We start from the raw sequence: 18,197 nt of genomic DNA, 5'->3' as shown, positions 1-18,197 counted from the left end.
TACTGCCTGCTGCGGGCCGCTCAGGCTTTCGGCTTCGCCGCATCCATGGCGGCCTTGCCGACGATCTGGCTCATTTCGCTGGCCTGCTCCGCCAGCACACGCATTTGCCCCTGCACACATTCGTTGTGCAGCCGCGTTACCTCGGCCAGATCCTTGGCCTTCAGGAGCGACTGAGCGTAATCGAGCGAGCCCTGAACGTTCTTCTCGGCATAGGCGACAGCCTTCTGCCTGATATCCTTGGCGCCCTCGCGCACCGTGGCATTGCGCTCCTCGATGGTATCGGCGGTGGTCTGCGCGGCGGCGACGAATTTCTCAAACGTCTTGCGGGCCTGCTCCAGGCTCGCTTCCGCCATCGATCGCACTTCCTTGGGTATCTCGAAACGGTCTCGCACGTCGTCGCTCATGGTGCGCTCCTTTGCACGGGGCAGGGATTGCGTCCGGATTCCGCCAAGGGGTCATAAGGGCCGCGGCCGGAACGGATGCGACGCCCGGGAGGTTCCTGATGGTGGCCCCTGACGGCCGCTTGCAGCCCACCCAACGTGGCCGGCGGCCAAAGGGTTCAGCCGGGTTAAGGTTATCCGCCGCTTAAATCGCTGCGGGCCCGCCGGGTCGTGGACCTACCGCCGCCGGCTTGCGATAGTAACGATCCCTTAACGTTATCGGCATTTTGGTGCCGATCGTGACGCCGGACGGTCATGTAGTTGCGATGAAGGATGCGGAATTTCAGTGGCGGGCGCAGAGCGATCCGCGATTGGCGGCCTATGCGGCGAGCCGCCTGCCCGCATGGCTGTGGACGGCCGACGGCAGGCAGATCGTGTGGGCCAATCCCCCCGGTGCCCGCCTGTTCGGCGCCGCGAGCGCCGCAGCCCTTACTGAGAAGACCTTCGGACCGGCCGACCGGCACCGGCGGCAGATCGCGCGGCTTACAGGACGGCTGCTTGCCAACGGCGCCATCCGCCTGGAGCGGTTACAGGGGTTTGGCGCGGCGCCCGGCATGCTTGCGACCTGCGGCTGTTCGCGGTTCGACTTTCCCAATGGCAGCCATGGTGTCCTGATCGCCGCCGGCGACATCGCGCTGATCTCGCCGCGGCCGGCGCGGGCGCATGAGCCGCCCGAGATCGAGATGCAGCCCGAGGCCACAGCGTCAACACCCGCCCCGCAGCCGAGCGCGCCCGTCATGGAGCAAGCCGCGCCGCAGCCGGCTCCCGATTACGAACAGCCGGCGCAATCGGGCGAAGCGCCCGCCGAGTTTGCATTGTTCGATGCCTTTGCCGAGCCGGCCGCCGCGGAGGAGCCGGCCGCGACTGAGCCCGCTCCACGCACGCCATTCCCGGCGCTCGAAGCATTCGCCAGGCAGCCGACCCGCCGCCTGCCGTTGCGCTTCACCTGGCAGATGGATCGGGAAGGCCGCTTCACGCTCGGCACCGACGAATTCACCAGCCTGATCGGCCCGCGCACCACGGCCGGCTTCGGCCGGCCATGGCGCGAGATCGCCGAGAACTTTGCGCTCGATCCCGACGGGCGGGTGATGAAGGCGTTCGCCACATGCGCGACCTGGAGCGGCATCGTGCTGAACTGGCCGGTCGATGGCGGCGGCACCCTGCCGGTCGAACTGTCCGGTTTGCCGATCTTCGACGGGCAGCGGAATTTCATCGGCTATCGCGGCTTTGGCGTCTGCCGCGATTTCGACGCGCTCGCCCTGCTCGCCGCCCTGCGCCTGGCGGAATTGTCCGGCGAGATGGCAATGCCGCAAGAACCGCCCGCCCCGGAATTTCCCAGCCCGACGGGCGTTGCACCGCCTTTGGTCGACGATTTGCCCGAACCGATTGCTGCCGAGACTTCACATCAAAACGATTTGGAAACGCCCGTGGAACCTCCCAAGGAAACCATCGAGGAAAGCGTCGAGGAAAGCGTCAGGGAAAGCGTCAACGAAGCCTTCAAGGACACCGTGACGGAATTGCCCACAGGCGCTCCCAACGTGGTGCCATTCCGCGTCCCCGGCGAGGCGAAGTCACTATCGCTGACGCCGGTCGAGAACAGCGCCTTCGACGAACTCGCGCGGCAATTGTCGGCGCGGCTCGACACCGAGAATGGTAACGAGGCGGTGCCGAACGTCACCGGTGAAACGATCTTTGAACCAACCGTCGCATCGTTCGCGCGCGAACCAGCCGGCGAGCCGCCCGAATGGCTGGCCTCGCCCGAACCGCCCGCGCATGGCGAAGCCGCGCGCGACAAGGCGCTGCTCGATCTCTTACCCGTCGGCATCCTGATCTACCGGCTCGACCGCCTGCTATATGCCAACCCCGCTTTCTTGACGCAGATGGGCTATGCCAGTCTGCATGCGCTGGAAGATGCCGGCGGCCTCGACGCGCTCTATGTCGAACCCGGCACGTCGAATGCGTCCTCGACATCGGACACCGGCAGGCCGGTGACGATTTCCGCAAGCGGGTCTGCGGATGCAGATGCGCCGTCATCGGCGGCCGAGGCCCGCCTCCACACGATTTCATGGGACGGCGATTCGGCACTGGCCCTGATCTTCTCGACCACGCGCCACGAGGGCGCGGCGATCGCGGCCGCCATCTCGCAAGCCGAGCCGGTAGCGGAGCTGGACATCCCCGAACCGTCCGATGTCGGCCATGCCAATGCCGAAGAACTCGCCGCGATCCTGGACACCACAGCCGAAGGCCTGCTGATGTTCGATGCCGAGGGCAACATCCATGCAGCCAACCGCAGCGCCGAGGCGCTGTTCGGCTATGACGGCGACGAACTGGTCCAACGCAATCTCGCCGATCTCTTTGCGCCGGAAAGCCAGCACGGCGTGTTCGAATATCTCGCCGGTATCAAGGACTCCGGCCTCGAAAGCCTGCTCGATCACGGCCGCGAGGTGCTCGGCCGCGAAAGCAAGGGCGGCATTATTCCGCTGTCAATGACCATCGGCCGTACCCGCCCAGACGGCCCGAATTTCTTCGCGGTGTTCCGCGATCTCTCGCAGGCCAAGAAGACCGAGAGCGAGTTGCGCGAGGCGCGGCGGCTGGCGGAACGCGCCGCCAATGCCAAGGCCGACGTGCTGGCCCGGATCAGCCACGAGGTGCGAATGCCGCTAAACGCCATCATCGGCTTTGCCGAAGTGATGATCGGGGAGCGCTTCGGCGCACTCGGTAACGAGCGTTACCGCGAATACATGAAAGACATCCGCGCCGCCGGCGAACACGTGATCGCCATCGTCAACGACCTGCTCGATCTCTCTCGGATCGAAACCGGCAAGCTCGATCTCGCCTTCACCAACCAGAATCTCAACGAGCTGGTCGAGAGCTGCGTGGCGGTGATGCAGCCGCAGGCAAATCGCGAGCGCATCATCATCCGCACTTCGCTCGCGCACACGCTGCCGCCTGTGGTCGCAGACGCGCAGGCATTGCGCCAGATCACGCTGAACCTAATCGGCAATTCGATCCATCTCGCCAATGCCGGCGGCCAGGTCATCGTCTCGACCGCGCTGTCCGATTTCGGCGAGGTGATGCTGCGGGTCCGCGACACCGGCAACGGGCTCAACGACAACGAGGTTGCCGCCGCCCTCGAGCCGTTCCGCACGCGGGCGCCGTCGGATCAGTCCGAGAGTGCGGCCCTCAGCCTGTCGCTGACCAAGGCGCTCGTCGAAGCCAACCGCGCCAAATTCCAGATCAAGACCGGCGGCCGCTCCGGCACGCTGATCGAGATCGTGTTTCCGCCCGCGGTGGTGCAGGCTTAATCTTACTGCTCATAGCTGCTCAACCCCTCATCCTGAGGAGCCCGCGAGAAGCGGGCGTCTCGAAGGATGTAGGTCACAGACGGGGCCTCATGGTTCGAGACGCGCTTCGCGCTCCTCACCATGAGGGGTTACAGGCGTCCGCACCCCGCAAGCGTCGATTACGTCGCTATTGGCGAGAGAAACGCTGGAACGCTGCGACCATCGCGGCGCAAATAGTCGGCCATCGGTCGAACGACCTTGATGACGGCCGGTCTCATCGTCATGCGCTGCCGCCATTGCAAAAGTCTCGGCGTTTCGCCGGTCATGTCGGCACCCATGCGGGCACCGAAGAGCTGCGCCATATAGAACGCGATATCGGCAAAGGAATATTCGCCGGCGAGAAACTCGCGGTTGCCAAGGACACGCTCCATGGTTCGATAATAGGCAGCGGCGGCCTCGCGCGCGGGCGTCCCGGCGGGATCGCCTGGCCTATTCCAGAGCGGCATCAATTTGATGATATGCGGGAAATAGACCTCGTCCGATTCATGCTCCAGCCGGCGAGCGAAGGCTCGCGCGGCAGGAGCAGCGGGCCACAGCGCAGGGCTCGGCTTGATGTCTTCAAGATACTCGAAGATCTGGGTGGAATCGAAAATCTCGAGATCGCCATCGATCAGCACCGGGACCTGGCGCTTCGGATTGATGCGCAGGACTTCCGGATGCTTCGGCGCATAACCCTCCTTCTGGGTGAAGGGGACCATGACCAGTTCGAAATCGATGTCCTTCTCGTGTGCAGCGATCTGAACCTTTGCGCCGAACATGCTCAGGGCCGCGGAGAACAGCCGCATCTTGCGGCCGCTGCTCCGATCGGCTTCTCGACCGGATTGAGCATTCTCGTGCATCGACCTCCCCCTCAATCATCAGCGGCGCGTTCGACCCCGAGGCCGTGGCCGCCTTCGTCATCGCGTCTTATTCAGGCGCCATAGCCAAGCCGACACACAGCACGGCGCCTGTTCGGACGTGTGCCGAGCAATTGGCGTTTCACTTTCGGCCAGGCAAGTGCCGAAGGCCAAAAAAGCACGCGCTGCAAAGCCCTGGCGAAATCTTTGAGATCCGGTCCGCCAACACAAAGGTCCTTCTGGACAGCGGCGGGTTTTCCGGCTGATATGCGACGAATTGACACAATCGACCAACAATAACGGCTCCGCGTGAGCCTGGAGGAAATCCCATGATGCCGTTTCATACGCGCCTGTTCGGCGCGGTCGTCGCGTTGACGCTTGCAGCCACAGCGCCTGCCCTCTCGCAGCAGCTCGAGCTCAAGATCATGGCGCCCGCAGCGCCCGGCGGCGGCTGGGATCAGACCGCGCGCGCGATGCAGCAGGCTTTGGTCGCCGCCAAGATCGCCCGCAGCGTCCAGGTCACCAACGTGGCAGGCGCCGGCGGCAGCGTCGGCATCGCGCAGTTCGTCAACGGCGCCAAGGGCGACGGCAACCAGATGATGGTGAACGGCTTCGTCATGGTCGGCGCGCTCGCCATGAACAAGTCGCCGGTGACGCTCGAACAGGTGACGCCGATTGCCCGCCTCACCGAGGAGATCCAGGTGATCGTGGTGCCGGCGAATTCGCCGCTCAAGACAGCGCAGGATCTTGCCGCGGCCGTGAAGGCCGATATCGCCAAGGTAACCTTTGCCGGCGGCTCGGCCGGCGGCGTTGATCATGTGATGGCAGCGTTGTTTGCGGGAACGATCGGCGCCGACGCCAAGAAGATCAACTACATTCCGTTCTCCGGCGGCGGCGAGTCACTGGCGGCCATTCTCGGCGGCAAGGTCACGGCAGGCATTTCGGGCCTGAGCGAATACGAAGGCCAGATCAAATCCGGCAAATTGCGCGCGCTCGGTGTGACCTCGGAGAAGCGTATCGCCGGCATCGATATTCCGACCTTCAAGGAACAAGGGATCGACCTCGTGCTCGCCAATTGGCGCTCGGTGGTTGCGCCTCCCGGCATCACGCCGGAACAGCGCAAGACATTGAGCGAAGCGGTCGAGAAGATGGTCCAGTCGGATGCCTGGAAGGACATTCTCAAGCAGAAGGGTTGGGATGACGCCTATCTTTCCGGCGATGCGTTCGCCGACTTCCTGAAGAAGGAAACGACGCGCGTCACCGACGTGCTGAAATCGGTCGGCCTCGTCAAATCATGACGGACAGCGCTTCCGGCGATCTTCCGCAGCGGCCGGCCTCGCGGCGCATCGATCCCGCCGGTCTGGTCATTGCCGCGGCGCTCGCGGTGCTGGCTGCGGTGCTGGTATGGGACGCAAGCCGTCTGTCATCCACTTCGATGTATGGCATGGGGCCCGAGGCGATGCCGGTCGTCATCGCCATCGGCCTCGGCATTCTCGCGATCGCCAACCTGATCGACACGCTGCGCGGCAACCTGCCGCCGCGCGAGAGCGCCGATCCCAAGCCCGTGCTGCTGATCCTCGGCGGACTTGCGCTGCTGATCGCCATCATCGGGCTCGGCGGCGGCTTCATCCTGGCGACATCCGCGCTGTTCGTCACCACCTCGGCGGCGTTCGGGCGCCGCGCCATCCTCGCCGACCTCGCCATCGCGCTCGTGATGACCACGCTGATCTATCTCGCCTTCGATCGGCTGCTGACGTTGAGCCTGCCTGCCGGCCCTCTGGAAAGACTGCTGTAATGGAAACCTTCGCTGCGCTTGCGCATGGCATGGCCGTCGCCGTCCAGCCGATGAACCTGCTCTATGCGCTGATCGGCGTGTTCCTCGGCACTGCCGTGGGCGTGCTGCCCGGTATAGGTCCGGCACTCACCGTCGCGTTGCTGTTGCCGGTCACCTACAAGCTCGATCCCGGCGGCTCGCTGATCATGTTCGCCGGAATCTATTACGGCGGCATGTATGGCGGATCGACCACCGCCATCCTCATCAACACGCCCGGCGAGAGCGCGTCGATGGCGACCGCGCTCGAGGGCAACAAGATGGCCAAGGCCGGCCGCGGCGGTCCGGCACTGGCGACATCGGCGATCGGCTCGTTCGTCGCGGGCACCATTGCCACCATCGGCCTGGCTTTTCTCGCACCGTGGCTGGTGGATTTTGCCGTGCGCTTCGGGCCTGAAGATTATTTCGCGCTGATGTGCGTGGCCTTCGTGACGGTGTCTGCGACCTTCGGCGATTCGCCGATCCGCGGGCTGACCAGCCTGTTCATCGGGCTGACGCTCGGGCTGATCGGCATCGACAAGCTCACCGGCCAGGCTCGGCTCGCATTCGGCATGCCCGAACTGCTCGACGGCGTCGAGGTGACGACGCTGGCCGTCGGCCTGTTCGCCGTCGGCGAAGCGCTTCACGTCGCATCGCGCCGCCATCACGCCGAGGAAAAGATCGAGCCGGTGCGCGGCTCGCTGTGGATGACAAGGCAGGACTGGATGCGATCGTGGAAGCCGTGGCTGCGCGGGACGATGTTCGGCTTTCCGATCGGCGCACTTCCCGCCGGTGGCGCGGAAATTCCGACATTCCTGTCCTACTCGACCGAGAAACGACTGTCGAAACACCCGGAGGAATTCGGCAAGGGCGCGATCGAAGGCGTCGCCGGGCCGGAAGCCGCCAACAACGCCTCCGCCGCCGGCACCCTGGTGCCGCTCTTGACGCTCGGACTGCCGACCTCGGCGACGGCTGCGATGATGCTGGCGGGCTTTCAGCAATACGGGTTGAACCCGGGACCGCTGCTGTTCGCCGAGCGGCCCGATCTGGTGTGGGGCCTGATTGCGAGCCTGTTCATCGCCAACGTCATGCTGCTGGTTCTCAACCTGCCGCTGGTCGGGCTATGGGTGCGACTGCTCGCGATCCCGCAGCCGTGGCTGTACGCCGGCATTCTCGTGTTCGCGACCATGGGCACCATCGCGGCGAAACCATCGGTCGTCGAGCTGTCGATGCTGGCCGCGTTCGGCGTGTTGGGCTTTCTGATGCGCCGGTTCGACTTCCCGATCGCACCTGTCGTCGTCGGTCTCATCCTGGGTCCAATCGCCGAAAGCCAGTTGCGCCGCGCGCTCGCGATCAGCCTCGGCGATCCCATCGTGCTGCTGCAGAGTCCGATGTCGGCGACGCTGCTCGGGATTGCGCTGACTGCGCTAGTGGCGCCGTTCGTGCTGAAGGGGCTCGGCCGGTTCAAGGCGAGCGAGGATTAGTCACCGCCATAGCAAGGACGGACTTCAGATCTTCGCGAGCATGGCCGCTTTCAGCTTTGCGATGCGCGCTTCATCGCGCTTGTAGAACGTCCACTGCTTGACGCGCTTGGCGCTCACCAGTCCTGCTTGCGACAGTATTTTCAGGTGCTCGCTCACCGTGGGTTGGCTGACGCCGAGCTTTTCGGCAATCAAGACCCCGCACACGCCGTCCTTGACGAGATCGCCGTCGACCTGCTCGCGAAAATGCGTCCGGGGGCGTTTCAGCCACTCCAGGATCAACAGCCGCCGATCGTTGGCGAGCGCGCGAAAAGCAGACTCGACGTCGTCTTGTAAAGAAGGCATATTGCTAATTAGCTAAATGACGAATTCCTGTCAATGAGCGGGGAGTGTCTTATGGACGTGCCGGTAGATGCCGTAACCTCTGAAACGATCGCACAATGCGAGCGGCTCATTCGCCCCTTCATCCGGCGGACGCCGGTCGTCGAGGTCGATGGCGCCGAGTTCGGGCTTCCCGGCCGTCCGCTGACGCTCAAGCTCGAGCTTCTGCAGCACTCCGGCTCGTTCAAGGCGCGCGGCGCTTTTGCCAATCTGTTAACCCGCGATGTGCCGCAGGCCGGCGTCGTCGCGGCGTCGGGCGGCAACCATGGCGCGGCAGTCGCCTATGCCGCGATGAAGCTTGGGAAGCCGGCCAAGATTTTCGTTCCGAGCGTCTCGTCGGCTGCGAAGGTGCAACGCATCCGCGACTACGGCGCCGACCTCGCGATCGAAGGCGACCGCTATGCCGATGCGCTCGCGGCAAGCGAGATATGGGCGCACCAAACCGGCGCACTGCCGGTGCCGGCCTTCGACCAGAAGGAAACCATCACGGGACAGGGAACGATCGGCCTCGAGCTCTCGGAGCAGGCACCTGACATCGACACCCTGCTCGTAGCGGTGGGCGGCGGCGGGCTGATCGCCGGGATCGCTGCCTGGTATGCCGGCCGCATCAAGGTGGTCGGCGTCGAGCCGCTTGCATCGCCCACATTGACCAGGGCCCTTGAAGCCGGCCATCCGATCGATGCCGAGGCTGGCGGGCTGGCTGCGGATTCGCTTGCGCCGCGGCGTGTCGGCGAACAGGTCTTCCCGATCGCCCAGAAATACGCGCGACAAACCGTGCTGGTTTCCGACGCTGCGATCGCCGACGCACAGGCGACGCTTTGGCGCGCCTTGCGCATCGTTGCAGAGCCGGGCGGCGCAGCAGCATTTTCCGCGATCCTGTCGGGCGCCTACAAGCCCGCCGCCGGCGAACGCGTTGGTGTCATCATCAGCGGCGGCAACACCGCCGCTGTCGATTTCGACCTCGCTATGCGTAGCCGATAGGTTGTGCCCCTGGCGATCTGCGTCCCGACGTGCTTCACAGGTCGCATGGTGCGACGGCTGCCATGTTTGGAATTGCTCTAAATTGTAGCGTGGAATCCTTCTAAATCGAGCCGTTCGCGACATCCGGTCGCTGACGGCACCACCGCCGCTGCGCTACTGAGACGGGCATCTTCATCAGCTTTGTCGGGCAGCCCCATGATCAATATTCGCGCTACCGCCGCAACCGCAGCGTTGCTTTGTTTTACCGCGTTCGGAGCCTCGCCGGCGTTCGCCGACGGCGAGGTCAACGTCTACACCTACCGCGAAACCAAGCTGATCCAGCCTCTGTTCGATGCCTTCACCAAGGACACCGGCATCAAAGTCAATATCATCTCGGCGAGCTCTGGTCTCGAGCAGCGCATGAAGGCGGAAGGCGCCAACAGCCCCGCCGACGTGCTGCTCACGGTCGATCTCGGCCGCCTCGACGATGCTGTGCAGGCCGGCGTCACCCAGCCAATCAAGTCGGTCGTGATCGACGAGATCGTGCCGGCGCAGTATCGCGATCCGAACGGCCACTGGGCAGGCATCTCGATGCGCGCGCGGGTGCTCTACGCTTCGAAGGACCGCGTCAAGCAGGACAAGATCACCTACGAAGAGCTCGCCGATCCCAAGTGGAAGGGCAAGATCTGCATCCGCTCCGGCCAGCACATCTACAATAACGGACTGTTCGCGGCCTATATAGCCAAGTACGGCGAGGCCAAGGCCGAGGAATGGCTCCGCGGCGTCAAGGCCAACCTGGCGCAGAAGCCTTCCGGCGGAGACCGCGAAGTCGCGCGCGATATCGCGGCCGGCAAATGCGACATCGGCGTCGCCAACACCTATTACTGGGCGCTGATGATGAACAACGATCCCGAGAAGAAGCCGTGGGCGGAAGCAACGAAAGTGGTCCTGCCCACCTTCGAAGGCGGCGGCACCCACGTCAACCTCTCCGGCGTGCTGCTGGCCAAGCAGGCGCCTAACAAGGCCAATGGCATCAAGCTGATCGAATGGCTGGTCGGTGAAAAGGCGCAGCAGATCTACGCCGATTCAAACTACGAGTATCCGGTTCGCGCCGGCGTCGCCGTCAATCCAACGATTGCAGGCTATGGCAAGCTCACCGCCGATCCGATGCCGATCGCCAAGATCGTCGCCAACCGCAAGGCGGCCTCGACGTTGGTGGACAAGGTCGGGTTCGATAATTGAACGGCTGCTATCTTCTTTGAAGTAGAATCGTGAGCACGCACTACGCACCGCTGCGTTCCCTCCCCCCTTGCGGGGGAGGGTTAGGGAGAGGGGTAAGCCACACGGGCAGCATCGCTCGCGGCCACCCCTCTCCCCCGCCCTCCCCCGCAAGGGGGGAGGGAGCCCACCTGCACAAGCGGAGAGGCCTTAGCCCGCTTCGTGTGTCGACGTGAGGCCCGCCACGCGCTCGGGCCGCATCGCGGCAGCGATTGCGGTTGCGACCGCCATCCTCGTTGCAGCTCCCGTCATCTCCATCATTGTGCTCGCGCTGCAGCCGGCGCCTGACGTCTGGCAGCACCTGATCGAATACGTGCTGCCGGCTACCCTTCTCGACACCGCACTGCTGCTGGTTGGCGTCGCCGCCCTGTCGCTTGCGATCGGCACCGGCACGGCGTGGACGGTTTCGCTGCATGAATTCCGCGGCCGGAAAATGCTGCTATGGCTGCTGCCGCTGCCGCTTGCGATCCCGACCTATCTCGCCGCTTACGTCTATGTCGACCTGTTCGAGCCGCTGGGCCTGGTCCACAAGACGCTCGCGCACTGGCTTCCGCTGCAGGACGCAGTGCGCATGCTTCCGAATTTGCGCTCGCTGCCGGGCGCAGTCGTTGTGATCGCGCTAGTGCTTTACCCCTACGTCTATCTTTCGGCGCGCACGATGTTCCAGTACCAGAGCGCGGAATTCGCCGAGGCCGCGAAGACGCTCGGCGCCAGCCGCTGGACCACCTTCTGGCGTATCTCGCTGCCGATGGCACGTCCGGCGCTCGCGGTCGGCGTCGCACTGGTATCGCTGGAAACGCTGAACGACATCGGCGCCAGCGAATATCTGGGTGTTCGTACCCTCACGGTGTCGGTGTTCACGACCTGGCTCAACCGCGGCAGCCTCGCCGGCGCTGCGCAATTGTCCTGCTTCATGCTGGCGATCGTAGCCGGCCTGATCGCGGTCGAACGTTACGGACGCCGCAATGTCACGACGGAGTTTTCCGCCGAAAGCCCGCGGCTCACGCCGCGGACCCCACTCACCGGCATCAAGGGCGGATGTGCATTCGCGGCCTGTCTGCTGCCGGTGGTGCTGGGATTCCTCGTGCCGCTATTGTACCTCGCGCAGCAGAGTTTCAAGCGCGGCCTTTTTGCCAATTTCGACGTAGCGCTGTGGCGCGATGCATTCAACTCGATAGCCTTCGCAAGCCTTGCCACGTTGACCGCGCTGCTGCTCGGCTTTGCGACCATTCTCGCGTGGCGCTGGCGGCCGAATAGGTTGCGCTTCGTCGCAATGAACATCGCGCAGACCGGCTACACGCTGCCGGGGCTGGTGCTGGCGCTCGGCCTGCTCGCGCCGGTGCTCGCCATCGACAACGGACTGAACGCGCTCGCCGGATGGCTTGGCCAATCGCTGCCGGGATTGATCGTGGTCGGCTCAGGTGCTGCCGTGGTGATCGCCTATGTGATCCGGTTTCTGGCGGTGCCGACCGGATTCATCAAGGCAGGGTTCGAGCGGATCCCGCACGACTACGACGACAGCGCACGCGCCGCCGGCGCCGGCCAGACCACGACGATGCGGCTGATCCATCTGCCGCTCCTGCGCCCCGCTATGGTCGGCGCGGTCATCGTCGTGTTCGTGGATTGCCTGAAGGAATTGCCGGCGACGCTGCTGTTGCGGCCGCTCAATGTCGAAACGCTGGCGACCTCGATCTACCAGTACGCCAGCCGCGGCAGTTTCGAGGAAGGCGCGCTTGCCGCGCTCCTGATCGTTGCCGCCAGTATCGGCCCGGTGGCGTGGCTGACGCGGTTTTCGGACGTACCGGCCGGCCCGGCCTGAGCGGACGTGTAGGGTGGGCAAAGCGCAGCGTGCCCACCATTTCGAGCGCGGTGCGGGATGGTGGGTACGGCGCGAAGAGCGCCTTTGCCCACCCTACGCGACCGTTCTCAAATCGCGCACGCAAACCGCCGGAAGCCCGGCGAACCGGTCAACGCTTCGAACGCGGGATCGCGTTTTTCTTCGGCGAACGAAAATCCAGCCTTCGCATAACATCGCTCCGCCGCCTCGTTGCCGATCAGAAACGAGATCGAGGCGTGCGCGAATCCTGCAGCCCTTCCGGCCGCGCGCGCGTGATCGATCAGCGCCTGCACCAGCCCGCGTCCGCGATAGGCCGGCAGCGTGGCGACATGCTCGATCAGCCAGTCGCCCTCGCCGCCCTGAACCCAGCAATTCGCTCCATAGGCGCCGCGCCGGAAGATTACCTTCAGATCGGCGGCGCTCAGCCCTATCGCGGCCGCCACCTCCTTGATCGCCGCCCGCGCGGCGGTCTCGGTGCCTTCAGCGGGCAGCGCGCAGAGCGATGCCGCCGGCTCACCCTCGACCTCAGCGACGATGAATTGGGTGATGTGCCACCACGATTGCGTCTGCGCGAGCGCGATGCATTCGACAAACGCAAGGCATTGCGGCTCGTCCCAGCCAAGCGCGATATCGAACCAGCCGCGCGGAAACGGGCCGCGCTGCGACGACAGAATGTTGCGGGCAATGAAGCCTGCGTCGTCAGGACGCGCGGGACGGATCGCAGCTCGCGACCGCCCCGCCATCACGTCAGACGTTCTTCAGCGCGACGCGGAACTCGGCTTCGGTCTTGGCCTTCACCTCGTCCAGCGTAACGCCATCGGCGAGCTCGATCAGCGCCATACCGTCCTTGCCGTGCTTGTCGATGGTGAAGACAGCAAGATCGGTCACCACCATGTCGACCACGCGTTCGCCGGTCAGCGGCAGCGTGCACTTCTTCAGGAGTTTTGGGCCGTCCTTGGCGGAATGCTCCATGACGACGACGACGCGCTTGACGCCGGCGACGAGGTCCATCGCGCCACCCATGCCCTTCACCATCTTGCCGGGGATCATCCAGTTGGCGAGATCGCCGTTCTGCGCCACCTGCATCGCGCCGAGGATCGAGAGATCGATATGGCCGCCGCGCACCATGCCGAACGAATCGGCTGAGGAGAAATAGCTGGTCGACGGCAATTCGCTGACCGTCTGCTTGCCGGCGTTGATCAGGTCGGCGTCCACCTCGTCCTCGTAGGGGAACGGGCCCATGCCGAGCATGCCGTTCTCGCTCTGCAGGCTGACGTCGATGCCTGCAGGGATGTAGTTCGAAACCAGCGTCGGAATGCCGATGCCGAGATTGACGTAATAGCCGTCGCGCAATTCCTTCGCGGCGCGCGCCGCCATCTGTTCGCGGGTCCAGGCCATCAGATTTCTACTCCCGTTGCCGCCGCGGACGCGCTCGACGGGCGCGGGCGAGTGTTGCGGAACTCAATGCGCTTCTTGGCCGTGCCGACCTCGATGATGCGTTTGACGAAAATGCCGGGCGTGTGGATGTGGTCGGGATTGAGTTCGCCGGCCGGAACCAGGTGCTCGACCTCCGCCACCGTGATCTTCGCGGCGGTCGCCATCATCGGGTTAAAATTCCGCGCGGTCTTGCGGTAGATCAGGTTGCCGGCAGTGTCGCCCTTCCAGGCGTGGACGATGGCGAGATCGGCGAACAGGCCGCGCTCCATGATGTATTTCTCGCCGTCGAACTCCTTCACTTCCTTGCCCTCGGCGATCAGCGTGCCGACGCCGGTCTTGGTATAGAAGGCCGGGATGCCGGCGCCGCCGGCGCGGATGCGCTCGGCCAGCGTGCCCTGCGGATTGAACTCGAGTTCCAGTTCACCGGCGAGGTATTGCTGCGCGAACAGCTTGTTCTCACCGACATAGGACGAGATCATCTTTTTGATCTGCCGCGTCTCCAGGAGCCGGCTCAGCCCGATGCCATCGACGCCGGCATTGTTGGAAACGACCGTCAGATTCTTGACGCCGGAATCGCGGATCGCGTCCGACAGGGTTTCGGCGATACCGCACAGACCGAAACCGCCGGACATGATCATCATGCCGTCCTTGAGAACGCCGTCGAGTGCCGATTTGGCGTCGGGGTAAACCTTGTTCATGAATGTTTGACCTGATGGAGGGAACGGCGGAAAGCCGATATTATCGGGATTATTAGGCGAATTCTTCGCGGTGCGTCAATGACGGGTGGATTATGCCGCCGAACTGCCCACCGAGCGCCATGCCGGCCTTGAAAGCGTCAAGAAAAGCCTTCAAGTTGCGTGGGTTGGCACGGGCTTAACGTTTGCGCCGCCCGCCCTAATCAACTGAGATGCTTTAGCATCAACCCGAGCTCGGTTTAGCCAGATCCGGATATGTCACTGACGATGGCCCAAGGAATGAAGCGCCTCGGGATACCGGTTGCGGCGCTGTTCGGCATGGCCGTGCTCGCCCTGATCGGAACCTCCTGGTTCATCAACCGCGACGCGCTGCGACAGGCGGTCGAGGCGCAGATCCGCGCGGTTACCGGGCTCGATCTGGTGGTCACCGGCGCGATCGACGTATCGGTGTTTCCGGGCAGCTATGTCTCGTTCCACAATGTCGGACTGAAAGGCGGCGGCACCACCGACCCCGCGCTGCAGGTCGATGTGTTGACCGCAAATCTGCGCCTGCTGCCATTGCTGCTGCGCCGCTTCGAAATCGCGGATGTCATGATGTTGCGGCCGCATATCCACGTCGTCAGGGAGGCCGGCGGCCAGAGCAATTGGACACCGTTCGTCGAACGCATCGCACGCACGATGAAGCCCGGCGCCGAAAACCAGGTGTCGTTCTCGGAAATCAGGATTCAGGACGGCGTGCTCAAATACGAGGATGCCGCCAACCGTGTCACCGAACAGCTCGGCGACATCGATCTCTCGCTGGCCTGGCCATCGATCTCGCGCTCGTTCGCGGCGACCGGACAATTCGACTGGCGCGGCGAACGCGTCGACGGCTCGATCTCGGCCAGCGATTTCGTCGCGATGCTCTCGGGCGACCGCTCGGGTCTGAAGGCGCGACTGGTCAGCGCGCCGCTGAAGCTCGCCTTCGACGGCTCATTGGCCAACCACACCAGCCTGATGATGGAAGGCACGGTTACCGTCGACAGCGTGTCGCTGCGCAACGCGTTGCGCTGGATGGGACAGCCGGTGCCCGGCAGCGGTGGGTTCGGCCGCTTCGCGCTGAGGGCCCGCGCCAACGTCGTCGGCGCCTCGGTTGCGCTGACGAATGTGAATGTCGAACTCGACGGCAACGTCGCCGAGGGTGTGATGACGGTTGCCAATAACGGCCGCCAGACGCTGCAGGCGACGCTCGCCGCGGGCAACCTGGATTTCACGCCCTATATCTCGACCGTCCGCCTGCTTGCGAGCGGCGCGCGCGACTGGAACCGGCAATTGTTCGACCTCACCTCGCTCTCCGCCACCGATCTCGATATGCGCCTGTCGGCGGCGAGGGTGACGGTCGGCCCGACGAAACTCGGTCGCACCGCGTTCGGCGCCAATTTGCGCGGCGGCGCGCTGGCGCTCTCGGTCGGCGAAGCGCAGATGTATGGCGGCATCGCCAAGGGCTCGTTCGGCATCGCGCGTTCGGACGCGATCGCCGACGTCAAGGCGCAGTTCCAGTTCACCGATGTCGATCTGCAGACCTGCGCCAGCGAATTGTTCGGCATCACCAAGCTTTCCGGCCGCGGCAATCTCGGCGTCTCGTTGATGGCATCCGGCTCGAGCCCGTTCGGCCTCGCCTCCTCGCTCGACGGCACTGCCACGCTCACCGGTCATGACGGCGCGATCGCCGGCTTCAATGTCGAGCAGCTCCTGAAGCGGCTGGAGCGCCGGCCGCTATCCGGCGGCGGCAATTTCCGTTCCGGCACGACACCCTACGACAACCTCACCGTTTCGGTGCACTTCAACGACGGCATCGCCACCGTCGAGGACATCCGCGTCAACGGACCGACCACGCGCCTGACGCTGACCGGCACCGCTTCGGTGCCGAGCCGCGAATACGACCTCAAGGGCGTCGCCAGCCTGACGTCGGCCGCCGCCGGCGATAAGGGCTTCGAGCTGCCCTTCGTCGTGCAGGGCCCGTGGGATGATCCGCTGGTGTTTCCCGATCCGGAAAGCCTGATCCGCCGCTCGCCGGGCGCAGCGCCCCTGCTCGATGCGGTGAAGGATCGCAAGACGCGCGATGCGGTGCGCTCGGTGATCGAGCGGTTTACCGGCGGAGGGTCGCGGCAGCCGGTGCCGGAGCCGGCAGCGGACGCGCCGGCCAATGCACCGGCGAAGGCGAATTAGACTAGCCTCGAACTTTCTATCTGAGCCAGCGTAGCCAATGGATCGCGCGAACGCGCGCCCGATGACAGGCTCCGCGTCCGAGGCGTGTTCTGAAATCCCGCCTATCGCTACGCTCATGCGGGCTACTACTTGAACCGTCTTCAGGGAATGTTGTTGCGGCGATCACCGATGCTATGCGGCCTGTTGAGGAAATAATCCCGATTGCCCAGCGCCGCCTCGGCATATTGATCGATCGCGACAACGATTGCCTGGACGTGGGCATGGCACCATCCTTCCCGCGTCGCCCTGATCCGAACCTCCGCCAGGGCTTTTAGCCACGGCGGGTTATCTGCGTTGGGATCGTACCATCTGAGCGGTCCTGACATCGCTGGCCTCTGTTGATGAAATCTTCCAACTCCGCCCGCTTGCGCGCGAGCAGGAGCTGCGCCCGCGCGCTACCCAGGCCGGATTGATTGAGCTGACGAGCAAGCTGATCCAGTTCGGCAATCCGCCGGCGCAGGGCTCGAATGGGATCATCGCTCACGGCGGCCGGGCGCCCCGATCGCAGGCTTCCTGGTGACCGCACGGACATCCAGCTTCAGCCGCTCATCGACATTGAGCAGCCGCTCTTCGCCGCCGAGCCGGTTCCGCTCGCCGATCAGGCCGACCATGGTGACCCGCATGGCCATCAGACGCGTTGCCGCTTCCGAACAGTCCTCATCGCGGTTGAGCTTTTTGCGGATGTTATCCTCCGCGCTCTGCATCTCCGACCGTAAGAGCTTGATTTTTCTGCGAATTTCATTCAATTTGTTGTCCATGGGCCACCTCGCTGCGGTAGAACCCCATAAGAACAAATAAAGAACAAATTTCAAGTTAAGAGTTCTGATCGAATCGAAGATTCTTTGGGGTTTCAGATGTCCCGGCTACCGGACCAGGTGGATGCGCCGATGACGCCGCGCCAATTGGCGACGCTGCGCACGCTGAGCGCCGAGGCCTGTCAGCCAAAACTGTTCGAGAAAAACCTGACGGCCAGGGAAGCCGAGCGGCGGATTGCCGCGCTGAGGGCGGAGATCGAATTGGCGAATTCGTTCTGAGCTGCCTGCCCGGTCCCCTGACCGGAACGAAGGGACATGGAGCGCCGCCACAGCCCCAAATCGATGCGCCGCCTTCAATCCAAAGCCGACCTAAGTCCGGTTTGATCCAGGAACATTGCTCTTCGCTGCGTGCTTATCCCTGAACGAAGGAAGGCCGTTATGCGGTGCCGCGTGCAGGCACGATGTCTCGCCCCCACGCGCGCTGAGATCGGCCGCACGACGGCTACCGCACAGAGATGGATGGAGGAGACCCGGATGAGCGAGCCAACCGAGCAGGAAATCAAGAACCGCGCCTATGAGCTCTGGGAGCGCAACGGCAGGCCCAAAGGCAAAGAGGAGGAATTCTGGCGGCTTGCGGAGCAAGAGCTGCGAAATGAGGACAAGTCGTCGCCCGTCCGCACGCCCGACACCCTGTAG

The 18,197-nt window shown here is 64.2% G+C and carries 18 protein-coding genes; 10 read left to right on the top strand and 8 right to left on the bottom strand.

Annotated elements, in window-relative coordinates; all coding sequences use genetic code 11:
• Nucleotides 1–20 precede the first annotated feature (20 nt).
• The gene (locus tag YUO_RS0127655) at nucleotides 21–404 is read right to left on the bottom strand and encodes a phasin family protein (protein WP_028350184.1); all 384 of its coding nucleotides are present in this window, start codon (nucleotides 402–404) and stop codon (nucleotides 21–23) included.
• Between the two features lie 302 nt (nucleotides 405–706).
• Between YUO_RS0127655 and YUO_RS0127650 the strand changes: the two genes are divergently transcribed.
• Nucleotides 707–3,745, top strand: coding sequence for a PAS domain-containing sensor histidine kinase (locus YUO_RS0127650; RefSeq protein WP_028350183.1), 3,039 nt, complete (start codon nucleotides 707–709; stop codon nucleotides 3,743–3,745).
• 158 nt (nucleotides 3,746–3,903) lie between these two features.
• Here YUO_RS0127650 and YUO_RS0127640 read toward each other — a convergent pair whose 3' ends face one another.
• Entirely contained in the window at nucleotides 3,904–4,623 is a 720-nt protein-coding gene (locus YUO_RS0127640) for a glutathione S-transferase family protein (RefSeq protein ID WP_198028105.1), read from the bottom strand.
• Nucleotides 4,624–4,949: 326 nt separating this feature from the next.
• Between YUO_RS0127640 and YUO_RS0127635 the strand changes: the two genes are divergently transcribed.
• From YUO_RS0127635 to YUO_RS0127625, 3 genes are read left to right on the top strand one after another with little or no spacing between them, the layout of a single operon-like run.
• Complete coding sequence (locus YUO_RS0127635) at nucleotides 4,950–5,918, top strand: Bug family tripartite tricarboxylate transporter substrate binding protein (protein ID WP_028350181.1); 969 nt, start codon at nucleotides 4,950–4,952, stop codon at nucleotides 5,916–5,918.
• On the top strand, nucleotides 5,915–6,415 hold the full coding sequence (locus tag YUO_RS0127630) for a tripartite tricarboxylate transporter TctB family protein (RefSeq protein ID WP_028350180.1): 501 nt from the start codon (nucleotides 5,915–5,917) through the stop codon (nucleotides 6,413–6,415). The genes YUO_RS0127635 and YUO_RS0127630 overlap by 4 nt, the downstream gene beginning before the upstream one ends.
• A complete protein-coding gene (locus YUO_RS0127625; protein WP_028350179.1) occupies nucleotides 6,415–7,914 on the top strand; it encodes a tripartite tricarboxylate transporter permease in 1,500 nt (499 codons plus the stop codon). The genes YUO_RS0127630 and YUO_RS0127625 overlap by 1 nt, the downstream gene beginning before the upstream one ends.
• 24 nt (nucleotides 7,915–7,938) lie before the next feature.
• On the opposite strand, the gene YUO_RS0127620 is transcribed toward YUO_RS0127625, so the two are convergent.
• On the bottom strand, nucleotides 7,939–8,256 hold the full coding sequence (locus YUO_RS0127620; protein ID WP_028350178.1) for an ArsR/SmtB family transcription factor: 318 nt from the start codon (nucleotides 8,254–8,256) through the stop codon (nucleotides 7,939–7,941).
• A 51-nt stretch (nucleotides 8,257–8,307) separates the two neighbouring features.
• On the opposite strand from YUO_RS0127620, the gene YUO_RS0127615 reads away from it, so the two are divergent.
• The 3 genes from YUO_RS0127615 (at nucleotide 8,308) to YUO_RS0127605 (ending at nucleotide 12,349) form a co-directional block, all read left to right on the top strand.
• The gene (locus YUO_RS0127615; protein ID WP_028350177.1) at nucleotides 8,308–9,273 is read left to right on the top strand and encodes a threonine/serine dehydratase; all 966 of its coding nucleotides are present in this window, start codon (nucleotides 8,308–8,310) and stop codon (nucleotides 9,271–9,273) included.
• 195 nt (nucleotides 9,274–9,468) lie between these two features.
• The gene (locus YUO_RS0127610; protein ID WP_028350176.1) at nucleotides 9,469–10,494 is read left to right on the top strand and encodes a Fe(3+) ABC transporter substrate-binding protein; all 1,026 of its coding nucleotides are present in this window, start codon (nucleotides 9,469–9,471) and stop codon (nucleotides 10,492–10,494) included.
• A gap of 208 nt (nucleotides 10,495–10,702) precedes the next feature.
• The gene (locus YUO_RS0127605) at nucleotides 10,703–12,349 is read left to right on the top strand and encodes an ABC transporter permease (RefSeq protein WP_028350175.1); all 1,647 of its coding nucleotides are present in this window, start codon (nucleotides 10,703–10,705) and stop codon (nucleotides 12,347–12,349) included.
• A 107-nt stretch (nucleotides 12,350–12,456) separates the two neighbouring features.
• Here the strand turns inward: YUO_RS0127605 and YUO_RS0127600 are convergent, their stop codons facing one another.
• From YUO_RS0127600 to YUO_RS0127590, 3 genes are read right to left on the bottom strand one after another with little or no spacing between them, the layout of a single operon-like run.
• Complete coding sequence (locus YUO_RS0127600; protein WP_028350174.1) at nucleotides 12,457–13,110, bottom strand: GNAT family N-acetyltransferase; 654 nt, start codon at nucleotides 13,108–13,110, stop codon at nucleotides 12,457–12,459.
• 4 nt (nucleotides 13,111–13,114) lie between these two features.
• Nucleotides 13,115–13,765 carry a 3-oxoacid CoA-transferase subunit B gene (locus YUO_RS0127595; RefSeq protein WP_028350173.1) on the bottom strand — a complete coding sequence of 217 codons (651 nt, stop codon included), beginning with the start codon at nucleotides 13,763–13,765 and terminating at the stop codon, nucleotides 13,115–13,117.
• On the bottom strand, nucleotides 13,765–14,502 hold the full coding sequence (locus YUO_RS0127590; protein ID WP_028350172.1) for a CoA transferase subunit A: 738 nt from the start codon (nucleotides 14,500–14,502) through the stop codon (nucleotides 13,765–13,767). Before YUO_RS0127590 ends, YUO_RS0127595 begins: the two co-directional genes overlap by 1 nt.
• A gap of 264 nt (nucleotides 14,503–14,766) precedes the next feature.
• On the opposite strand from YUO_RS0127590, the gene YUO_RS0127580 reads away from it, so the two are divergent.
• On the top strand, nucleotides 14,767–16,707 hold the full coding sequence (locus tag YUO_RS0127580) for an AsmA family protein (RefSeq protein WP_028350171.1): 1,941 nt from the start codon (nucleotides 14,767–14,769) through the stop codon (nucleotides 16,705–16,707).
• A gap of 140 nt (nucleotides 16,708–16,847) precedes the next feature.
• Here YUO_RS0127580 and YUO_RS0127575 read toward each other — a convergent pair whose 3' ends face one another.
• Both YUO_RS0127575 and YUO_RS0127570 read right to left on the bottom strand, forming a co-directional pair.
• A complete protein-coding gene (locus tag YUO_RS0127575) occupies nucleotides 16,848–17,072 on the bottom strand; it encodes a hypothetical protein (RefSeq protein ID WP_028350170.1) in 225 nt (74 codons plus the stop codon).
• 147 nt (nucleotides 17,073–17,219) lie between these two features.
• Nucleotides 17,220–17,504, bottom strand: a complete 285-nt coding sequence (locus YUO_RS0127570; protein WP_028350169.1) for a hypothetical protein — start codon at nucleotides 17,502–17,504, stop codon at nucleotides 17,220–17,222.
• A 96-nt stretch (nucleotides 17,505–17,600) separates the two neighbouring features.
• On the opposite strand from YUO_RS0127570, the gene YUO_RS41895 reads away from it, so the two are divergent.
• Both YUO_RS41895 and YUO_RS45100 read left to right on the top strand, forming a co-directional pair.
• Nucleotides 17,601–17,780, top strand: coding sequence for a DUF3072 domain-containing protein (locus YUO_RS41895; RefSeq protein WP_035727791.1), 180 nt, complete (start codon nucleotides 17,601–17,603; stop codon nucleotides 17,778–17,780).
• Nucleotides 17,781–18,035: 255 nt separating this feature from the next.
• Entirely contained in the window at nucleotides 18,036–18,197 is a 162-nt protein-coding gene (locus YUO_RS45100) for a DUF2934 domain-containing protein (protein ID WP_083754748.1), read from the top strand.

Source organism: Bradyrhizobium murdochi, from assembly GCF_000472965.1.
In the GTDB taxonomy this organism is placed as follows: Bacteria; Pseudomonadota; Alphaproteobacteria; order Rhizobiales; family Xanthobacteraceae; genus Bradyrhizobium; species Bradyrhizobium murdochi.
Note: the sequence above shows the minus strand (reverse complement) of the source record. Positions and strands in the feature narration are given on the sequence as shown.

What these genes read in the sequence shown, in the direction of transcription:
- YUO_RS0127580 (WP_028350171.1), top strand. Translation starts at nt 14,767, where the DNA reads ATGGCCCAAGGAATGAAGCGCCTCGGGATACCGGTTGCGGCGCTGTTC.
- YUO_RS0127655 (WP_028350184.1), bottom strand. Translation starts at nt 404, where the DNA reads ATGAGCGACGACGTGCGAGACCGTTTCGAGATACCCAAGGAAGTGCGA.
- YUO_RS0127630 (WP_028350180.1), top strand. Translation starts at nt 5,915, where the DNA reads ATGACGGACAGCGCTTCCGGCGATCTTCCGCAGCGGCCGGCCTCGCGG.
- YUO_RS0127590 (WP_028350172.1), bottom strand. Translation starts at nt 14,502, where the DNA reads ATGAACAAGGTTTACCCCGACGCCAAATCGGCACTCGACGGCGTTCTC.
- YUO_RS0127625 (WP_028350179.1), top strand. Translation starts at nt 6,415, where the DNA reads ATGGAAACCTTCGCTGCGCTTGCGCATGGCATGGCCGTCGCCGTCCAG.
- YUO_RS0127620 (WP_028350178.1), bottom strand. Translation starts at nt 8,256, where the DNA reads ATGCCTTCTTTACAAGACGACGTCGAGTCTGCTTTTCGCGCGCTCGCC.
- YUO_RS0127635 (WP_028350181.1), top strand. Translation starts at nt 4,950, where the DNA reads ATGATGCCGTTTCATACGCGCCTGTTCGGCGCGGTCGTCGCGTTGACG.
- YUO_RS0127575 (WP_028350170.1), bottom strand. Translation starts at nt 17,072, where the DNA reads ATGTCAGGACCGCTCAGATGGTACGATCCCAACGCAGATAACCCGCCG.
- YUO_RS45100 (WP_083754748.1), top strand. Translation starts at nt 18,036, where the DNA reads ATGAGCGAGCCAACCGAGCAGGAAATCAAGAACCGCGCCTATGAGCTC.
- YUO_RS0127600 (WP_028350174.1), bottom strand. Translation starts at nt 13,110, where the DNA reads ATGGCGGGGCGGTCGCGAGCTGCGATCCGTCCCGCGCGTCCTGACGAC.
- YUO_RS0127610 (WP_028350176.1), top strand. Translation starts at nt 9,469, where the DNA reads ATGATCAATATTCGCGCTACCGCCGCAACCGCAGCGTTGCTTTGTTTT.
- YUO_RS0127570 (WP_028350169.1), bottom strand. Translation starts at nt 17,504, where the DNA reads ATGGACAACAAATTGAATGAAATTCGCAGAAAAATCAAGCTCTTACGG.
- YUO_RS0127650 (WP_028350183.1), top strand. Translation starts at nt 707, where the DNA reads ATGAAGGATGCGGAATTTCAGTGGCGGGCGCAGAGCGATCCGCGATTG.
- YUO_RS0127640 (WP_198028105.1), bottom strand. Translation starts at nt 4,623, where the DNA reads ATGCACGAGAATGCTCAATCCGGTCGAGAAGCCGATCGGAGCAGCGGC.
- YUO_RS41895 (WP_035727791.1), top strand. Translation starts at nt 17,601, where the DNA reads ATGTCCCGGCTACCGGACCAGGTGGATGCGCCGATGACGCCGCGCCAA.
- YUO_RS0127615 (WP_028350177.1), top strand. Translation starts at nt 8,308, where the DNA reads ATGGACGTGCCGGTAGATGCCGTAACCTCTGAAACGATCGCACAATGC.
- YUO_RS0127595 (WP_028350173.1), bottom strand. Translation starts at nt 13,765, where the DNA reads ATGGCCTGGACCCGCGAACAGATGGCGGCGCGCGCCGCGAAGGAATTG.